Source organism: Pseudomonas sp. BIGb0164, assembly GCF_024810135.1.
Taxonomy (GTDB): Bacteria; Pseudomonadota; Gammaproteobacteria; order Pseudomonadales; family Pseudomonadaceae; genus Aquipseudomonas.
This window is the reverse complement of the sequence record NZ_JANUEA010000011.1, coordinates 98,209-116,260: the sequence shown is the minus strand read 5'-3', so window position 1 is coordinate 116,260 and position 18,052 is coordinate 98,209. Positions and strand designations below refer to the sequence as shown.

Genomic DNA, 18,052 nt, shown 5'->3' with positions numbered 1-18,052 from the left:
CATCTTCACCTTATTCAAACCTGTGCGATCCATTTGCGATGCGTATGAATCGACATCAAAACCCCAAACGCTGACAGCAATGTCACCAGCGAAGTTCCGCCGTAGCTAATGAATGGCAACGGCACCCCAACCACCGGCAACAGGCCACTGACCATACCGATGTTGACGAAAACATAAACAAAAAAGGTCATGGTCAGGCTGCCCGCCAGCAACTTGCCGAACAGCGTCTGCGCCTGGGCGGTAATCACCAGCCCGCGACCGATCAGCAGCAAATAAATCAAGAGCAACGCGCAAATGCCTACCAGGCCGAACTCTTCGCCCATCACCGCAATGATGAAGTCGGTGTGGCTTTCCGGCAGGAAGTCCAGGTGCGACTGGGTACCCAGCAGCCAGCCTTTACCGAATACGCCGCCGGAACCGATCGCCGCCTTCGACTGGATGATGTTCCAGCCGGTGCCCAGCGGGTCGCTCTCCGGGTCGAGGAATGTGAGGATTCGCTGCTTCTGGTAGTCGTGCATAAAGAAGAACCACATCGCCACGGCCACTGGCACGGCGGCGGCCAGCACGCTGAGGATCCAGCGCCAGCGCAAACCGCCCATGAACAGCACGAAGGCGCCGCCCGCGAGGATAAGCAAAGAAGTCCCAAGGTCCGGTTGGCGCACAATCAGAATGAACGGCACGCCGATCAGGATCAGGCTGATGCCCACGTGCTTGAGCTGTGGCGGCAAGGTGCGCTTGGACAGGTACCAGGCGATAGTCGCCGGCATTAAAATCTTCATGAATTCCGACGGCTGGAAGCGAATCACCCCTGGGATGTTGATCCAGCGAGTCGCGCCCATGGCGTTGTGGCCCATCACGTCCACCACCACCAGCAACAAAACGCCGGCCACATACCCCAGCGGCACCCAGCGCGCCATGAAACGCGGCTCCAGCTGGGCGATCACCACCATCGACAACAGGCCCAAGCCGAACGACGACGCTTGCTTGATCAGCAGGTCCCAGTTTTTGCCGCTGGCCGAATACAGCACGAACAGGCTGCCGGCCGCCAGGGTCAGCAGCAGGATCAGCAACGGGCCATCAATGTGCATGCGTTGCAGCAACGTTGCACGGCGACGCATCACGTCCTCGCTGGAGAGGATGCGGTCAAAATTACTCTTCACGGGCCGTAACCTCGGTACTTGAAGGGGGGCCGCCATATTCGGGCTTGAGCCTGCCGTCGTCGGCCAACAGCCAGGCGTCCATCACTTGGCGCACCACGGGCGCTGCGACGCCGGAGCCGGACTCGCCGTTCTCGACCATCACCGCCACCACGATCTTCGGGTCGTCGGCCGGCGCGAAGCCGACAAACAAGGCGTGGTCACGGTGGCGCTCCTGAACCTTGGAGCGGTCATATTTCTCGCCTTGCTTGATCGCGACCACCTGGGCGGTACCACTCTTGCCGGCAATGCGGTATTGCGCACCGACGGCCGCCTTGCGCGCGGTACCCCGGGCGCCGTGCATCACCTGCTGCATGCCGTGGTTGACCTTGGTCCAGTCGGACGGGTCGCGCAGCACGATATCGGCAATCGGGTTTTCATCCACCGGCTTCTCGCCTTCGATGGTCTTGGCCAGGTGTGGGCGGTTCCAGATGCCTTTGTTCGCCACCAGCGCCGTCGCCTGGGCCAGCTGCAACGGCGTGGCCTGCATGTAGCCCTGGCCGATCCCGAGGATCAAGGTTTCACCCGGGAACCACGCCTGGCGGCGGGTCGCGCGTTTCCACTCCCGCGATGGCATCAAGCCAGGGGACTCTTCGAACATGTCCAGGGAGACTTTCTGGCCGAGGCCGAACTTGCCCATATAGGCAGACAGGCGATCGATCCCGAGCTTGTGGGCCAGATCGTAAAAATAGGTGTCGTTGGAGCGCATGATCGCGGTGTCCAGGTCGACAAAGCCATCACCGGTGCGGTTCCAGTTACGGTACTTGTGGTCGTAGTTGGGCAGCATGTAGTAGCCCGGGTCGAACACCCGGCTGGAGGCCGTGACCACGCCCGCATCGAGGCCGGCAATCGCCACCGCAGGCTTGATCGTCGAGCCGGGCGGGTAAAGGCCGCGCAGCACGCGGTTGAACAGCGGCCGGTCGATGGAATCACGCAGCTCGGCGTACGCCTTGAAGCTGATGCCGGTCACGAACAGGTTGGGGTCGAAACTCGGTTGGCTGACCATGGCCAGCACTTCGCCCGTGGTCGGGTCCAGCGCCACCACCGCACCCCGCCGACCACCCAGGGCCATTTCCGCGGCTTCCTGCAGCTTGATGTCCAGGCTCAGCACGATGTCCTTGCCCGGCACCGGGTCGGTGCGCTTGAGCACCCGCAGCACGCGGCCACGGGCGTTGGTCTCGACTTCTTCGTAACCCACCTGGCCGTGCAGCTCGGGCTCGTAGAAGCGCTCGATGCCGGTCTTGCCGATATGGTGGGTGCCGCTGTAGTTGACCGGGTCAAGGGTCTTCAGCTCTTTCTCGTTGATCCGTCCCATATAGCCGACGGAGTGGGCAAAGTGCGGCCCTTGCGGGTAATGCCGCACCAACTGCGCCACCACCTCAACACCGGGCAGACGGAACTGGTTCACCGCGATCCGGGCGATCTGCTCTTCGGTCAGCTCAAACAGGATCGGCACCGGCTCGAACGGCCGGCGCCCCTGCTTCATGCGCTTTTCGAAGATCACCCGGTCTTCCGGCGTCAGTTGCAGCACTTCGACGATCACATCGAGGATCTGCTGCCAGTCGCCGGAACGCTCGCGGGTCATACTCAGGCTGAAGCTGGGTCGGTTGTCCGCGACCACCACGCCATTGCGGTCGAAGATCAGCCCACGCGTCGGCGGAATCGGCTGCACGTGCACCCGATTGTTCTCCGACAGCGTGGAGTGATAGTCGTACTGGATCACCTGCAGGAAATACAGGCGCGCAATCAGCACGCCCAACAAGGCCACCACCAGGATTGCGCCAAACACCACGCGCGCGCGTACAAGACGTGCGTCTTTCTCGTGGTCCTTGATGCGGATCGGCTGGGTCATCGGGAGGGGCGCAGATTATTTGTGATAAGGGTGCCCGGACAGGACTGTCCAGGCGCGATACAGCTGTTCACCGATCAGGATGCGTACTAGCGGGTGCGGCAGCGTGAGCGCCGACAGCGACCAGCGCTGGTCCGCCCGTGCACAGACTTCCGGCGCCAGCCCTTCGGGGCCGCCGACCATGAAGTTGACCGTGCGCGAGTCCAGGCGCCAGCGGTCCAGTTCCACCGCCAACTGCTCGGTGCTCCAGGGTTTGCCGTGCACTTCAAGGGTGACGATGCGCTCGTTGGGGCCGACCTTGGCCAACATGGCTTCGCCTTCCTGACGGATAAAGCGCGCCACATCGGCATTCTTGCCCCGGGTATTGAGCGGTATCTCTACCAGTTCAAGAGACAGCTCAGCGGGCAGACGCTTGGCATACTCGTGCCAGCCTTCTTCCACCCACTTGGGCATGCGTGAACCGACAGCAATCAGACGCAGGCGCACAGCCGTTCCTTATTCCTGGTCTTTGTTCAGCTTGTCGAAGTGCGCGTGGCCCACTTCCGGGCTGTGGTGCTTGCCATCGGCGGCACGGCTCTGCTCGGCGCCTTTCCACAGACGCTCCAGGTCGTAGAACTGGCGAGCGTTGGAAGTCATCATGTGAACGATCACGTCGTCCATGTCCAGCAGCACCCAGTCGCTGTCGCCCTTGCCTTCTTCACCCAGCGGCTTGACGCCTTGGGCTTTGACGGCTTCGCGGACCTTGTCCAGCATCGCGCCGATCTGACGGTTCGAGGTACCGGTGGCGATGATCATGTAGTCGGTAATGCTTTGCTTGTCACGTACGTCCAGCACCTGGATGTCCTGGGCTTTCACGTCTTCCAGGGCGGCCACGGCCACTTTTACCAGCTCTTCGCCTGCCAGCTCAGGGCCGGTGTGGGCTTCTACTGGCAACGGAGCGCTTTTGAACGTGCCTTTGCGCTTAACTTTGCTTACGTCTTTGTTCGTCATATAAAACTCGTTTTGCTCGTATGTTCGGGCGCTCGCTGTACGACTGTGCGTACGCTCAAGCGCGCCTTTTCAGTTCGACGCACGGTAAAGCCCGTGCGCATCGATGTAGGCCAGGACCGCGTCAGGCACCAGGAAACGTACCGACTTACCGCTGGCCAGCAGTTGACGGATCTGGGTGGCGGACACCGCAAGCGGGGTCTGCCAGACGAATGCAATATTCCCGTTCGGCCCGGTCAGGGCCAAGGGGTCACTTACCGACCGCGCGGCCAGCAGGTTGCGCAAGGCATCCGGCGGTTCGCTATCGGCATCCGGGCGTTGCAAAACCAGGATGTGGCAATGCTGGAGGAGTTCCTCCCAGCGATGCCAAGAGGGCAGGCCGCAAAATGCGTCCCAGCCCAAAAGCAGAAACAACTGGTCATCCGCGGCCATTTCAGCGCGCATCACTTCCAGGGTATCGACAGTGTAGGACGGTTTATCACGCTTGAGTTCGTGGTCGTCCACCACCAACGGCGCAATGCCGTCCACTGCCAGGCGCACCATTTCCAGGCGCTGTTGCGGTGACACCTGCGGGGTATCGCGGTGCGGCGGCCGAGCGTTGGGCATCACCCGCAACTCGTCCAGCGCGAGGGCATCCGCGACTTCCAGGGCACTGCGCAAATGGCCAATGTGCACGGGGTCGAAAGTACCGCCGAGCAGCCCGATGCGTTTACCCATCAAGTGCGCACATGACCGTCGCCGAACACCACGTACTTCTCGCTGGTCAGGCCTTCCAGGCCGACCGGGCCGCGGGCGTGCAGCTTGTCGGTGGAGATACCGATCTCCGCCCCCAGGCCGTACTCGAAACCGTCGGCAAAACGCGTCGAGGCGTTGATCATCACCGAAGCGGAATCCACTTCGTTGAGGAAACGCCGGGCATCGCTGAAATGCTCGGAAACAATGGCGTCGGTGTGCTTGGAGCCGTAGGTGTTGATGTGTTCGATGGCCTCGTCCAGGTCGTCGACAATCTTGATCGACAGGATCGGCGCCGTGTATTCGGTGTACCAGTCCAGCTCGGTGGCTTCGATCACGTCCGCGCCCAGCAGCGCACGGGTGCGTGAACAACCGCGCAGTTCCACGCCCTTGTCACGGTAGATAGCCGCCAGTGGAGGCAACACGCGCTCGGCAATGCCCGCGTGCACCAGCAGGGTTTCCATGGTGTTGCACGGGGCGTAGCGGTGAGTCTTGGCGTTGTCGGCGATGCGGATGGCCTTGTCGATATCGGCCGCGATGTCGATATACACGTGGCACACACCGTCCAGGTGTTTGATCACCGGCACCTTGGCATCACGGCTGACGCGCTCGATCAGGCTCTTGCCACCGCGCGGCACGATCACGTCGACGAATTCCGGCATGGTGATCAGTGCGCCAACGGCGGCACGGTCAGTGGTCTCGACCACTTGCACCACTTCGGCCGGCAATTCGGCCACGGCCAGGCCCTGCTGGATACAGGCGGCAATGGCACGGTTGGAATTAATGGCTTCGGAGCCGCCACGCAGGATGGTGGCGTTGCCGGACTTGAGGCACAGGCTCGCGGCGTCGATGGTCACGTTCGGGCGCGACTCATAGATGATGCCGATCACGCCCAGGGGCACGCGCATCTTGCCCACTTGGATGCCGGACGGCAGGTAGCGCATATCGCGGATTTCACCGATGGGGTCAGGCAGCTTGGCCACCTGACGCAGGCCTTCGATCATGTCGTCGATACGGGCCGGAGTCAGCGCCAGGCGGTCCAGCAGGGCTGGCTCAAGGCCATTGGCGCGGCCGTTGGCCAGGTCTTGCTCGTTGGCGGCGGAGAGCTCGGAGCGCGAAGCATCCAGAGCGTCGGCGGCCGCCAGCAGGGCGCGGTTCTTCTGCGCGGTGCTCGCACGGGCGATCAACCGCGAGGCCTGACGGGCAGCGCGACCCAGGCGGGTCATGTAGTCAAGAACGGACTCAGTCATGGTCAGGGAGTCTTGGCAGGGAGGAAAGCGGCAGATTATAGCTGTGACGCCGCTCGACTGACAGCGGTGAGGGGCGGATGGTCGAAATGAACTGTAAAAACCTGGGCTTCAGCGGTAATTAAGGTGGGAGTTGTTATGATTCCGTCACATTTAGCCGTATTAACCCCTGACTGCCATGTCCAGTTTTGCCCCCCAAGTGCCCGCCAGCGCCCTGCCCGACAGCTTCTTCGACCGCGACGCGCAATTGCTCGCCCGGGATCTGCTCGGAAAAATCGTCCGCCATCGCGTAGGCGATCTCTGGCTTTCGGCGCGAATTATTGAAACCGAAGCGTATTACCTGGCCGAAAAAGGCAGCCACGCCTCGCTCGGCTACACAGAAAAGCGTAAGGCTTTGTTTCTGGATGGCGGCCATATCTACATGTACTACGCCCGTGGCGGCGATTCGCTGAACTTCAGCGCCCAGGGCCCGGGCAACGCCGTGCTGATCAAGTCGGCGTATCCGTGGGTCGATGAAACGTCCGGCCCGGCCAGTTTGGCGCAGATGCTGCTGAACAACCCCGGTGCCAACGGCAGCCCGCGCCCATCACAAAAGCTGTGTGCCGGCCAAACCCTGCTGTGTAAGGCGCTGGGTTTGAAAGTGCCGATGTGGGACGCCAAGCGCTTCGACCAGGAATTGTTCTACGTGGAAGACGTGGGCCAGACCCCGAGCCAGATCATCCAGACCACCCGCCTGGGCATTCCGAGCGGGCGCGATGAACAGCTGATGTACCGCTTTGTCGATGCGGGCTACGCGCCTTACTGCACCCGGAACCCGCTGCGCCGGGGCCAGGTCGAAGGCCGCGACTATTTTCTAATTTGAATTGAAACGACTGCGTTTGCTGGAAATCGATATCCGCAACACAGCAGATCCCACAGTTGATTTACGCCGTATCAGATTTTGTATTGCAGACATGGAGACGTTTTATGGGCCAATGGCTCGATAGCATTACCGGCTGGCTGACCCTGAACCCCGAATGGCTGGCGGTGGCGGTCTTCATCGTCGCCTGTGTGGAATGCCTGGCCATCGCAGGGCTGATCGTGCCAGGCACGGTATTGCTGTTCGCCATTGCCGCCCTCGCCGGCAGCGGTGCGCTGTCCTTGAGCGAAACCCTGCTGCTGGGTTTTCTCGGCGGGCTGCTGGGTGATGCGGTGTCCTACTACCTGGGGCGACATTTCCATCAGAACATCCGGCGCCTGCCCGGCCTTCGTCACCACCCTGAATGGATGAACAGCGCCGAAACCTACTTCCACAAATACGGCATTGCCAGCCTGCTGGTCGGGCGCTTCATCGGCCCGCTACGGCCAATGCTGCCCATGGTGGCCGGCATGTGCGACATGCCCTTACCGCGCTTCGTGGCGGTGAGCATCGTCGCAGCGGCGGGCTGGTCGGTAGCCTATCTGCTGCCCGGCTGGGCGACCGGCGCCGCGTTCCGCCTGCCGTTGCCCGAGGGTTTCTGGCCGGAGGCTGGCATCGTTGCGGCCTGTATCGCGGTAGTCGTGGGGTTGAGCCTGAACAGTAGCCTGCGCGGCCATCGTCGCGCCACCTTGTGGATTGGCTGCGCCAGCCTGACGATGTTGATCGCCCTGTTTATCGGCTACCCCCATCTCAATGACTTCGACCAGGGCCTCAGTGCCTTGGTGCAAGAACACCGCAGCCCCTGGCTGGACGAGGTGATGGTGCGCATCACCCAGCTGGGTGAATTCAAGAAGATGTTCGTGGCCAGCGCCGTGTTCACCGGCCTGCTGCTACTGGCGCGGCAATGGCGGCATGCGCTGTTTGTCGGCGCGACCCTCGCCGGCGCGGCGGTGATCAACACGGGGACCAAGCTGTTTTTCGCCCGTGGCCGCCCGGAAATCCTCACCGACCCGCTGACCAGTTTCAGCATGCCCAGCGGTCACGCCTCCGGCGCGTTCGCGTTTTTTCTGGCACTGGCCGTACTGGCCGGTCGCGGGCAACCCATCCGGCTGCGCCTGACCTGGATGCTGCTGGGCTGTATTCCGGCGGCCTTCATCGCGCTGTCGCGGGTGTACCTCGGCGCCCACTGGCCCACGGACATCCTGGCCGGCACGCTGTTGGCGATGACGGTGTGCGCGTTCAGCCTGGGGGTGAGCCAGTATCGAAGCCCGCTGCCGGCCCTGTCGCAAAAAGCCTGGTGGCTGCTGTTGCCGGCGCTGGTCGCGGTGCTGGGGTTCATCGCGTTCACCGGCACGCCCCACGCCCTGCTACGGTATGCCTATTGAGTGAACAACTCGCCCTGCAACTCATCGAGCAGCATCTGGATCGCATCCAGGCGCTGCTGTGGGTCGTCGAGTTGCAGCAGGTCGATCTTGTCGGCCTCGGTGAAGGGCAATAAGTAGGCAAGCTGATTGCCCAAGGCTTGCTGCCCATCGGCATGGGCGTCCATGTCCAGCGAGGCCACCATCGGGTGCTCAGCCAGGGCCTGGAGCAACGCCAGCAGGTCGGCGTCCTCTTCTTCCAATGGCTGGTCCGGCAGCTCTTCGAGCCATTGCACCTCGGCCAGCAACAATTGGTCCTTCTGCACACCGGCGTCGCGTACACGAAAACGCCGCCCGCCTTCGACACGAATGCCCAGCAGGCCGTTGTCCTGTTGCTTGAAGTCGCGGATCAGCGCTTCGCAGCCGATCAACGCGTAGCCGTCCGGGGCCATGCCCACTTCGCTGCCGTCAAGGATGCACACCACGCCGAAGCTTTCGCCCTTTTTCATGCAGCGCGCGACCATGTCCAGGTAGCGCGCTTCGAACAGTTGCAGGTCGAGGGTGCAACCCGGGAACAGCACAGTGTTGAGCGGGAACAGCGCCAGACTCATAAAGGTTTCCTTCAAACCCGGATTAAACGATCACCGACACGGCCAGCGGCAAGAATACCGCCGTGGCCACGCCCATCAGACTCATCGCCAGCGCCGCAAAGGCGCCGCACTCTTCACTCTCTTGCAGGGCCACCGAGGTGCCGACCGCGTGAGCCGTCATGCCCAGCGCCATGCCGCGCGCCTCAGGGCTGTGAACACCCAGGCGCGACAGGTAGGCCGGGCCGATCATCGCACCGATCACGCCGGTGATCAGCACAAACACGGCCGCCAGCGCTGCCACGCCGCCGATCTGCTCGGCCACCAGCATGGCAATTGGCGAGGTCACCGACTTGGGCGCCATGGTCATCAACATCATGTGTTCGGCACCGAACCACCAGCCCAACAGCACACACAACCCGGTGGCCAATACCCCGCCTACCACCAGCGTAGTAAAAATCGGCCAAAACAATTGACGAATGCGCCGCAGGTTCAAGTAAAGCGGCACGGCCAGGGCCACGGTCGCGGGGCCCAGCAGGATGCCCATGATCTCAGTGCTCTTGCGGTACTCGGCGTATGTAAGGCCACAGCTGACCAACACACCGATCACCAGCAGCATGGACACCAGCACCGGCTGCAGGAAAATCCAGCGGGTTTTCTCGAACGCCGCCAGCACCAGTTGATAAGCGCCCAGGGTGATGCCAATGCCGAACAAGGGGTGATGAATCACAGCAGTCCACGCGCCCTGCCAGTCGAAGATCATTGATCCTTCTCCTTGCGCTTGACCATCTGCTGCATCAGCACGCCGACAAAGCCCATGGCGATCACCAGCGACAGCACCAGCGCACCGACGATGGCCCAGAAGTCCGCCGCGATGTCCTTGGCGTACACCATCACCCCGACCGCAGGGGGCACCAGCAGCAGCGGCAGATAGCGCAGCAGGCTGCTGGCCGCCAGGCTCAAAGGCTCACCGACTTCGCCCTTCCAGATCAGAAAGCCCAGCATCAGCAGCAGCCCGATAATCGGCCCCGGCAAGATGGGCAACAGCAAATGGTTGATCGCCGTGCCGATCAATTGAAACAGCACCAGCCAGGTCAGGCCACGTAGCAGCATCCGTTCTTCCCCCTCGAAACGTCCCCGCATTATAAGCACGCCCACCCTATGCTCAGGCATTCGCCAAAAGCATGGTGGGTTGACCGGGCGGGGTGCCCATGATGATCTAAGATGGATTTCGCACACCTATAAAAACCGATGAACCAAGGAGAGTCGCAATGCCCTATGTACCTGTAGCGCAGCTCAAAGATTATGTCGGCAAGGAACTGGGACGTTCCGAATGGCTCACCATCGACCAGGCCCGCATCAACCTGTTTGCAGAAGCCACCGGCGATCATCAGTTCATCCACGTCGACCCGATCAAGGCCGCGCAAACGCCGTTTGGCAGCACCATCGCCCACGGCTTCCTGTCGCTGTCGCTGATGCCCAAGCTGATGGAAGACATCCTCATCATGCCTGAAGGCCTGAAGATGGCGGTCAACTACGGCCTGGACAGCGTGCGTTTCATCCAGCCGGTGAAGGTCAATTCCAAGGTTCGCCTGAACGTCACGCTCACGGACGTCACCGAGAAAAAGCCTGGCCAATGGCTGTTCAAGGCCACCGCTACCCTGGAAATCGAAGGCCAGGAAAAACCGGCTTACATTGCGGAGTCGTTGTCACTCTGCTTCGTGTAACGCCCAGCCCCCTGTAGGAGCTGGCTTGCCAGCGAAAAACGCAGCGACGCTGCATCGCCGGCAAGCCGGCTCCTACAGGCGCGTGGCGGGGCAAAATCCTCGCCACAATGTATGTAAATTTATGTATGAATCTCGCAGCTGCGGCATACTCGGCGCTCAATTATCCGGATCCCGCTATGCGCCCACTCGCTCCTCTTGCCCTTGCCCTGTTGCTCACCGCTTGCGGAGACGGCGAATCGCTGTTGCCGCCCGATGCGCGCCTGCCCGACGGCGGCCGCTACCGGGGCGATGTGGTCAACGGCTTGCTGCAGGGCCAGGGCCGGGTGGACTACCCCAACGGCAGCTGGTACGCCGGCCAGTTCGACAAGGGCCAATGGCACGGCCAGGGCGAATGGCATGGCAGCAACGGCGAAGTCTATAAAGGCCAATTCCAGCAAGGCCTGTTCGATGGCCAGGGCAGCCTGAGCACTTCGGGCAGCAGCTATGTGGGCGGCTTCAAGAACGGTCGACGCAATGGCGAAGGCACCCTCAAAGAAGGGGCGATGACCTATCGCGGCGAGTTCAAGGACGACCAGTATTCCGGCCTCGGCCGCCTGGAACTGGCCGATGGCAGCCAGTACCAGGGCCAGTTCGCCCACGGCAAGCCCAATGGCGAAGGCCAGCGCAACGACGACAGCGGCAACCAGTTCAGCGGTCACTTCGTCGATGGCCAGCTTGAAGGCAACGGCACGTTCAACAGCGCCGATGGCGATATCTATGTCGGCCAGTTCAAACAGAACCAGCTCAACGGCAAGGGCCGCTATGAGAACGCCGACGGCGACGTGTGGATCGGTCAGTTCAAGGAAGGCGCCCTCAGCGGCAAAGGCGAGCTGATCGGTATCGACGGCAGCCACTATGTGGGCCAATTCAGCGATTGGCGCTTCACCGGCGAAGGCCGCCTGAACCTCACCGATGGCAGCTTCTATATCGGCGGTTTCGATAGCGACAGCTACCAAGGCAAGGGCACGCTGGTGCTCACCGATGGCACGGTGCAAGCGGGCACCTGGGTCAACGGCATGCGTGTGCGCGATGCCGACGGTAAGCTGCTGCCCGACCCACTGGAAACCGGAATACTGGCTCAAGGCCGCCTGCTGGAAGCCGCCCTCGCCGCCGTGCCCCCCTCCACCCCTGCCGTGGAACTGTACACCCTGGTGCTGGCCGGTGATGGCAAGCAAAGCGTGTTCCTGCGCGAAGCCGATTACGTCAGCAACATGCTCGCCAGCCGTTTTGGTGCCCGTGGGCAGATCCGCCTGGTCAACCACCGCGACCATATCGCCGACCGCCCCCTCGCTACCCGCGAAAGCCTGCGCCGCGCCGTGCAAACCCTGGCCGAACGTACCGGGCCGGAAGACCTGGTGTTCATCTACATGACCAGCCACGGCACCCACGAACACGAACTGGTGCTGGACCAGCCGCGCATGGAGCTGGCCGACCTGCCCGCCGATGAGCTGGCTGCCGTGCTCGCGCCGTTGAAGAACCGCGACAAGATCATCGTGATTTCCGCCTGCTACTCCGGCGGTTTCATCCCGGCGCTCAAAGACGAACGCACCCTGATCATGACCGCCTCCCGCGCCGACCGCGTGTCCTTCGGCTGCTCCGAAGAGGCCGACTTCACCTACTTTGGCGACGCCCTCTTCGCCCAAGCCTTCAACCAGACCGACGACTTGCAGCAAGCCTTCAAGCTGGCGCAGCAGCACGTGGCCGAACGCGAACAGGCGGACAACTTCGAAGCCTCCGAGCCGCAGATCTGGGCCCCCAAGGGCGTGATCGCCCACTGGCAACTTTTACGCAAACAGCAGGCACGAAAGGCGCTCGAAAGCGTCTCAATGAATAGCAAGGAAGCCAAAGGCAACTAAGCTGAATTGTGTAACAAGGGGGAAACACCATGTACCTGACACCTCAGCATATCCTGCTCGCTGGCGCCTCCGGCTTGACCGGCGAACACCTGCTCGACCGCCTGCTCAACGAACCTACGGTATCTCGCGTACTGGCACCTAGCCGCAAGCCACTGGCCGAACACCCGCACCTGGAAAACCCGGTGGGCGACCCGGCGGTGTTCCTGCCGCAACTGAGCGGTCGCGTAGACATCGCCTTCTGCTGCCTGGGCACCACCATCAAACAGGCAGGCTCCGAAGCAGCGTTTCGCGCCGTTGACCTGGACATGGTCGTGGCCTTTGCCAAGCGCGCGCGAGAAATGGGTGCACGGCACCTGATCGTGATCAGCGCGATTGGCGCCGATCCCAAGTCATCGATTTTCTACAACCGGGTCAAAGGCGAGATGGAGCAGGCGTTGAAGGCGCAAGACTGGCCGCAACTGACCATCGTTCGCCCTTCGCTGTTGCTTGGGGAACGTTTGGAGCCACGCCTGGCCGAGCAACTGGCCGGGCCGTTGTCCAAGCTGATCCCCGGTAAATACCGTGGCATCGAAGTGTGTGAACTGGCCCGGGCCATGTGGCGCCTGGCGCTGGAAGAGCAGGATGGGGTGCGGGTGGTGGAGTCGGATGAGTTGCGCAAGCTGGGCAAATGATTGTGCACCGGTTGGAATGGCCTCATCGCAGGCTTGCCCGCGATGAGACACACACAATGAAGCCAACTGTCAGCACCGACAGTGGCAGCAACACTCCCGGATAGCTTGGCGCCCTGTCAACATGCCGATTCTTGACGCAGCAGCCGCCATTCATGGCCTTGAAATCCAGACGCGTGCGGCTGATACCGCCGAGGCCTTTTTGCACAGTTACGCTTTAAGCAGGCGTGAGAATTTAAGCATTAGCGTCCAACTTAGCTCCCACGCTACGGAACAACGTAGTGATCACAGCAAGCCTGGAGCTAATTGCCTTCGCACGACTTTCAATGTCATCTCTCGGCGCCCCAGTAGACGCGAGCGTGAAGGGAATACCCAAATTTTTGGCTTCGCCCCCCATATCCCGCTCTATGATATCCATCATGTCTTCGAGGGTATCCATGCGCTCATCGTTGCTTTTCAATGCCCAATCCAAGCCCGGAGCAACCTTTGCATTTCTTTTCAGATCATTCAACGCGTTTGCGGCCGTAAATACATCTTTCTGGCTCTGCTCGACAATCTGATTATCTTTGACGTCTTGCTTGGTAAGGCCCGAGCTAGCGCTAGGGTCTACATACGGTTTGAGAACTGCGTTGACAGTGCCTGCAATAATCAAACCGAGGGCGGAAAATGGTAGAGCAATTGCCGCGGTCCGAAGTAAGCTGGAATTTCTTACCGGCGCTGCCTTGTCAACTTTAGACTTGGCGGAGGATGAAAGTGATGTCGCCTCATCCGATAGTTTTTCTGAATAGAACGGCTCAACGTCTTTACCGTCTACGCGACCCGGCGTCGGCTGGCCAAACAACCTGTCTCGCGCTTCCGCGTCTTTTTGGGCCTGCCACTTTTTTTGTTGCGCCTCTTGGTACTTCTTTAAACCATCAGAGCCAGGAGCGTCGGTATTAGTGGAGTCGCCAGGCTGCCTAGTGCCCGTCGTATGTCCAGCCCCATTGGCGCCGTTCACTTGAGAATCCACATACTTTTGGTCAAATGACTCAGCACTTTTTTGTGAGCCATAACCGCTCGACGAGCTAGAACTTTGGCCACCTCTTGTATGGGGAGCACTCACATCTTTGGGCACCGAAGAAGGACTGTTTCTATTCCAGGCGCCACTAAAAAACTCCCCAATCCTGGAGAAAGCCATCGACCGAGAGGTTGCATGTAAAAACATCATAATGAATTACCTAATGATTAGTTAGCATTAGAAAGTCATCCCTTACCCTCAACTGTTTTGTGTAAAAAAACACTCAACGAGTTCCACCCCCCACCATTTTATTCAATGTTGCGACATCCAGACAGTTTGCCGCCAAATCAGCAACCAACCAGAAATTACCTAAAGCGCACACACCAGAACGCGCACAAACTTTCCAACCTCAATAAGGTTAACTGTAGATGGCACACATAAATTCGCCTACAAAATAAATTCAAGCACCGGCCAGTCTTAGCCTGGTCTCAGATCCATTTCCTGCCTCATGCTGCCCCTGCCCCATTGAACTCAGTGCGCCAAACTGTAATAACTGGGGACCAAACGGTGTGTTTGTGATACTGCTATATGCATACCACCCCCCCTTGTGGAAAATAGCCACCACAGGCTCCGCTACCCCTCCCGTATCAACGCGACCGACCCCTTTGACAATGTCACCATCTTTATAAGTCTTCGTCACATCATATTTCTTATAATTCCCTCTCAGCCGGGGCAATACTTCATCTGCGTGCTGATAAATTTTCTTCCCATCCTTAATGACAGTCCTTATCCCACGCTTGATATTTTTTGGAAGATTAATGGCATCGGTAATGCCGACAGAGGCGCCAACCCCCGCAAAAAAGGAACGGGCGAGAGCAGTACCTATTGATTTACCCCTCTTTAACGCTTTATTCGCTGCACCTACCCCAGGAAGAAGGAAGCCTAAAATATCAAACCCGATATTAAAAATTGCGCGTGCAACATTACCGTTGATAGCATCTTTAATACCGTCATAAAAAGGAATGAGCGAAAGCAAAAACTCATTTATCTCTTTAATCTCCCTTCGGGTTTTTTCAATTTCCGTAACGCCGGCAGCACCTGCTTGAAAAGCATCATAATTTTTTGTGAAAAAATCACCTACCACGTTAGCCAGCGAACCAGTTCTGCCAGAAAAATAAGAGCCTTGTGCCTTACCGTCCAGACTCACTGGATCACGATTTTTATTGGTTTCACCGTACTGCGTGTAGATATTCTGTGTGTTCCACACACGAGGTTTGGCGCCAGGACCAAAATAAGCGCTATCGTCGTAATTCAGCTGTTCTGCCGGCACAGCTTTTTCCTTGACCATTTTCCCTAGCGCGGGGAAATAACTGTAATAGTCTGTCTTCCCATCGCGCCCTTCCACTTTCATCAGTAAGCCATGCTGCCCTTTTAAAGCGTCTAGCTCCTGCGCAGTCGGAGTACGTGGTACGGGCCAGGAATGCGCGGAGTGGCCATGTTCGTTGAACTGAAGCTTTGTACCCAAAAAGGGGCGAGACACTTCGAGGAAACTTACATCTGAATTTCCTATGCGTTCCCGCTCTGCTGGTGGCAACAAAGAAAGTTGGTATTTAAACTGAATAGCCCAAGCATTTTTATGATTTTTCTTGTACTGACTAAATTCATCATCAAATTTTTTATTGATATCTTTAATAAGCTGCGGAAAGCGGGACTTCATCTGATCCCAGGGTAGTTTCCTTTCATCGCGCGAGACCCATACGCTCGGATCAAATGGATCAGTCATGTAAACATCAAGCGGCGACACAATATACCGGCTATCCAAAACGCCCCGTAGCGTATTCTCCGTAGGATCCTCTATTTTCGGAAAAACGCGCTTGAACTCTGCCAATGCCAATTCTTTCCGACTCGGCGGATCTTTCTGCAACTCAGCACGCGCCCACTCCAATTCCTTTTTCTGTTTTTTAAACACCGTGAGTGAGTGTTCGAGATCTTCGTCCTTATACTCCCCGTTAGGAGTGCTCGCGATCACACCATTCGCGAGACCCCACTGAATATATGGATTGACCGACGCTATATTTACTCGGGCTTCGCCCTCGTGAACATTAAGCTGCGCCTCAGCGTACTCTATCACTTGACTAAAGGTCATATTCGCGGATGCGCCGGGCGCGTCCTGTTCTACGAGTGCAACCGCAATAGAGAAGTCCGTCCACGTATGAGCCCCATAAACAAGATTGGGCGGTATATTTTTCGACAGGAACTCAGGTGCGGCAGCCGACAATAATAAACGAGCAGCAATAGGTGCCGCTTCAACACCCACTTTCGCTTCAAGATGGGCTACGAAGCGCTTCACAATTTCGGCAGCAGTGGCCCCCGCATTGTCTTTGCTGTAGAGGTTATAGCCCGCCAGATTATAGGGTGACTTTCCTAAACCGGGATCAAGCTCTTGCACGAGCGCTGCGTTCAATATTTCGATTACACCGGTCGGAGACTCAGCTGTATTGAGTTTACTTTGTAAGGCCTTACCCAGCTTCAAAGCCTCTGGCGAGCGAATCAGCTGATCCCATGCTAACGCAGGGTTGTCCGCAATCGCCTTGCGCGTAGACTCGGCAAGCGAGCCGATCAGACGGTGTAACAGACTGTCAGCCCCAACCCCGGCCTGAGGATTAGAAGCCTGACTGGCTGTTTGCGCCTTCCATTTGTTTACCTCCGCCTTCATCTTGCGTAACTGAGTGTTACCCAACGCCTTAACGATATTCCTGACCCCTCCAGCGTCCGCCCCTGGCACCCGAGGGAGAAGATCAAAGGATAATGAACGAGCCAGATAATGTGCTTCCTGACTATTGGCAGGCACGTTATATCCACGCGACTCAAGCATCTTCGCAACACTTATCTCCCGGCGCTGTTCGGTGAAAAATAGGCTTGAGCGCCTGTCAAGGGGCAGCATGACGATGTTCAGATCAATCTTCCCTTCGGCATCGTTTGCCTGGGATCTCAGCGCTGCAAGAAGTGCATGATGATTGGCGTCATCCCCCAGCGCCTTACGCTGCTCCTCTAACGCCGCTACGGATCGCTGCACGCCGTAACCCGAAGGAGGAAATTCAGGTATTTCGCCTTTTTGCAGTTTTTTGCGGTGATCGGCGGCCTGTGCTGGCGAAAGGTCGATGGGCACTCCGTAAAATCGCCCCACCACGTACAACGGCACCTTGCCCTCCGGCCAAGGGTAACTAAAGGCCTGCCCAGGCCGTGGTGCGATCACCCTGGCAATTGAAAGCAAGACTCGGGAAACATCCGGCCAGCCTGAATCGTCACTGAGGGAAAACGTTTTTGTCTTACCCTTTACAATGCCGGTCAACTCCCCGAGCAAGGGGTCCAGCTTCATACTCTTGGTATCAAGCCCTTGCTCCTTCGCCCACGTTAAAAATTCGCGGCTGTTGAACGCGTTGTCCAGTTCGGTGCGCCAACGCCTCAATGTAGTATCCGCAGGAACAGAAAGATCAGGCGGTGCAATGGAAGTGTGAAAGGACCACGCCGCTAATGCCATCGCGAAAGGTTTCGATAACTTAGCGTCAGCAGCTGCGCGACTCTCAGGAGAGTCAGACATTTGCGTACTGCGGCGGCTCGCAGCGGCTTCACTATCGTTGTTCGGCTGGGAGCCTGAATACGTTTCGACGAGTGCGTTACCTGACCCAGCAGGCTCTACCTGAGAAGTAGGAATAGTTGTCATATTTGCCTCGCACATGAACAAAAATTAAATATTTCATGCACTGAGTGACACGAGCGACCGATCCCCCCCCACAACAGCCACTGTTTATAATGTTACGAAGTAAATCGATTGATACTTCGGGCTAGAGCCAGTTACGACTGCCGTTCGCACTCCCACTTATACGGTATGAACACGATCTGATGTG

The 18,052-nt window shown here is 58.9% G+C and carries 16 protein-coding genes; 5 read left to right on the top strand and 11 right to left on the bottom strand.

Going from position 1 to position 18,052, the window contains the following annotated elements:
• Nucleotides 1-14 precede the first annotated feature (14 nt).
• The 6 genes from rodA to M2394_RS26190 form a co-directional block, all read right to left on the bottom strand.
• Nucleotides 15-1,118: a rod shape-determining protein RodA gene (gene rodA, locus M2394_RS26215; RefSeq protein WP_050442794.1), complete on the bottom strand. Its 1,104-nt coding sequence runs from the start codon at nt 1,116-1,118 to the stop codon at nt 15-17.
• Nucleotides 1,119-1,149: 31 nt separating this feature from the next.
• Nucleotides 1,150-3,048: a penicillin-binding protein 2 gene (mrdA, locus tag M2394_RS26210; RefSeq protein WP_178919389.1), complete on the bottom strand. Its 1,899-nt coding sequence runs from the start codon at nt 3,046-3,048 to the stop codon at nt 1,150-1,152.
• Between the two features lie 15 nt (nt 3,049-3,063).
• Complete coding sequence (rlmH, locus tag M2394_RS26205) at nt 3,064-3,531, bottom strand: 23S rRNA (pseudouridine(1915)-N(3))-methyltransferase RlmH (RefSeq protein WP_003176297.1); 468 nt, start codon at nt 3,529-3,531, stop codon at nt 3,064-3,066.
• Nucleotides 3,532-3,540: 9 nt separating this feature from the next.
• Nucleotides 3,541-4,035 carry a ribosome silencing factor gene (gene rsfS, locus M2394_RS26200; RefSeq protein ID WP_010206793.1) on the bottom strand — a complete coding sequence of 165 codons (495 nt, stop codon included), beginning with the start codon at nt 4,033-4,035 and terminating at the stop codon, nt 3,541-3,543.
• A gap of 69 nt (nt 4,036-4,104) precedes the next feature.
• Nucleotides 4,105-4,749 (bottom strand): nicotinate-nucleotide adenylyltransferase, encoded by a 645-nt coding sequence (gene nadD / locus M2394_RS26195; protein ID WP_176998534.1) that lies wholly within the window; start codon nt 4,747-4,749, stop codon nt 4,105-4,107.
• Nucleotides 4,749-6,014 carry a glutamate-5-semialdehyde dehydrogenase gene (locus tag M2394_RS26190; RefSeq protein ID WP_259175098.1) on the bottom strand — a complete coding sequence of 422 codons (1,266 nt, stop codon included), beginning with the start codon at nt 6,012-6,014 and terminating at the stop codon, nt 4,749-4,751. The genes nadD and M2394_RS26190 overlap by 1 nt, the downstream gene beginning before the upstream one ends.
• 175 nt (nt 6,015-6,189) lie before the next feature.
• Between M2394_RS26190 and M2394_RS26185 the strand changes: the two genes are divergently transcribed.
• Both M2394_RS26185 and M2394_RS26180 read left to right on the top strand, forming a co-directional pair.
• Nucleotides 6,190-6,873 carry a DNA-3-methyladenine glycosylase gene (locus M2394_RS26185; RefSeq protein WP_178919386.1) on the top strand — a complete coding sequence of 228 codons (684 nt, stop codon included), beginning with the start codon at nt 6,190-6,192 and terminating at the stop codon, nt 6,871-6,873.
• Nucleotides 6,874-6,977: 104 nt separating this feature from the next.
• Complete coding sequence (locus M2394_RS26180) at nt 6,978-8,294, top strand: bifunctional DedA family/phosphatase PAP2 family protein (RefSeq protein ID WP_259175097.1); 1,317 nt, start codon at nt 6,978-6,980, stop codon at nt 8,292-8,294.
• On the opposite strand, the gene M2394_RS26175 is transcribed toward M2394_RS26180, so the two are convergent.
• The 3 genes from M2394_RS26175 to M2394_RS26165 are packed head-to-tail and all read right to left on the bottom strand — an operon-like array spanning nt 8,288 to nt 9,970.
• Complete coding sequence (locus tag M2394_RS26175; protein WP_178919384.1) at nt 8,288-8,881, bottom strand: LON peptidase substrate-binding domain-containing protein; 594 nt, start codon at nt 8,879-8,881, stop codon at nt 8,288-8,290. The two genes, M2394_RS26180 and M2394_RS26175, sit on opposite strands and share 7 nt — an antisense overlap.
• A 22-nt stretch (nt 8,882-8,903) precedes the next feature.
• Nucleotides 8,904-9,620, bottom strand: a complete 717-nt coding sequence (locus M2394_RS26170; protein WP_176998539.1) for an LrgB family protein — start codon at nt 9,618-9,620, stop codon at nt 8,904-8,906.
• Nucleotides 9,617-9,970: a CidA/LrgA family protein gene (locus M2394_RS26165; RefSeq protein WP_178919383.1), complete on the bottom strand. Its 354-nt coding sequence runs from the start codon at nt 9,968-9,970 to the stop codon at nt 9,617-9,619. The genes M2394_RS26170 and M2394_RS26165 overlap by 4 nt, the downstream gene beginning before the upstream one ends.
• A 158-nt stretch (nt 9,971-10,128) precedes the next feature.
• Between M2394_RS26165 and M2394_RS26160 the strand changes: the two genes are divergently transcribed.
• The 3 genes from M2394_RS26160 (at nt 10,129) to M2394_RS26150 (ending at nt 13,150) form a co-directional block, all read left to right on the top strand.
• Nucleotides 10,129-10,584, top strand: coding sequence for a MaoC family dehydratase (locus M2394_RS26160; protein ID WP_014720094.1), 456 nt, complete (start codon nt 10,129-10,131; stop codon nt 10,582-10,584).
• A gap of 176 nt (nt 10,585-10,760) precedes the next feature.
• Nucleotides 10,761-12,479 carry a C13 family peptidase gene (locus tag M2394_RS26155; RefSeq protein WP_178919382.1) on the top strand — a complete coding sequence of 573 codons (1,719 nt, stop codon included), beginning with the start codon at nt 10,761-10,763 and terminating at the stop codon, nt 12,477-12,479.
• 29 nt (nt 12,480-12,508) lie between these two features.
• Entirely contained in the window at nt 12,509-13,150 is a 642-nt protein-coding gene (locus tag M2394_RS26150) for an oxidoreductase (protein WP_178919381.1), read from the top strand.
• 232 nt (nt 13,151-13,382) lie between these two features.
• Here M2394_RS26150 and M2394_RS26145 read toward each other — a convergent pair whose 3' ends face one another.
• Complete coding sequence (locus M2394_RS26145; RefSeq protein WP_259175096.1) at nt 13,383-14,144, bottom strand: hypothetical protein; 762 nt, start codon at nt 14,142-14,144, stop codon at nt 13,383-13,385.
• Nucleotides 14,145-14,604: 460 nt separating this feature from the next.
• A complete protein-coding gene (locus tag M2394_RS26140; protein WP_259175095.1) occupies nt 14,605-17,868 on the bottom strand; it encodes a hypothetical protein in 3,264 nt (1,087 codons plus the stop codon).
• Nucleotides 17,869-18,052 lie beyond the last annotated feature (184 nt).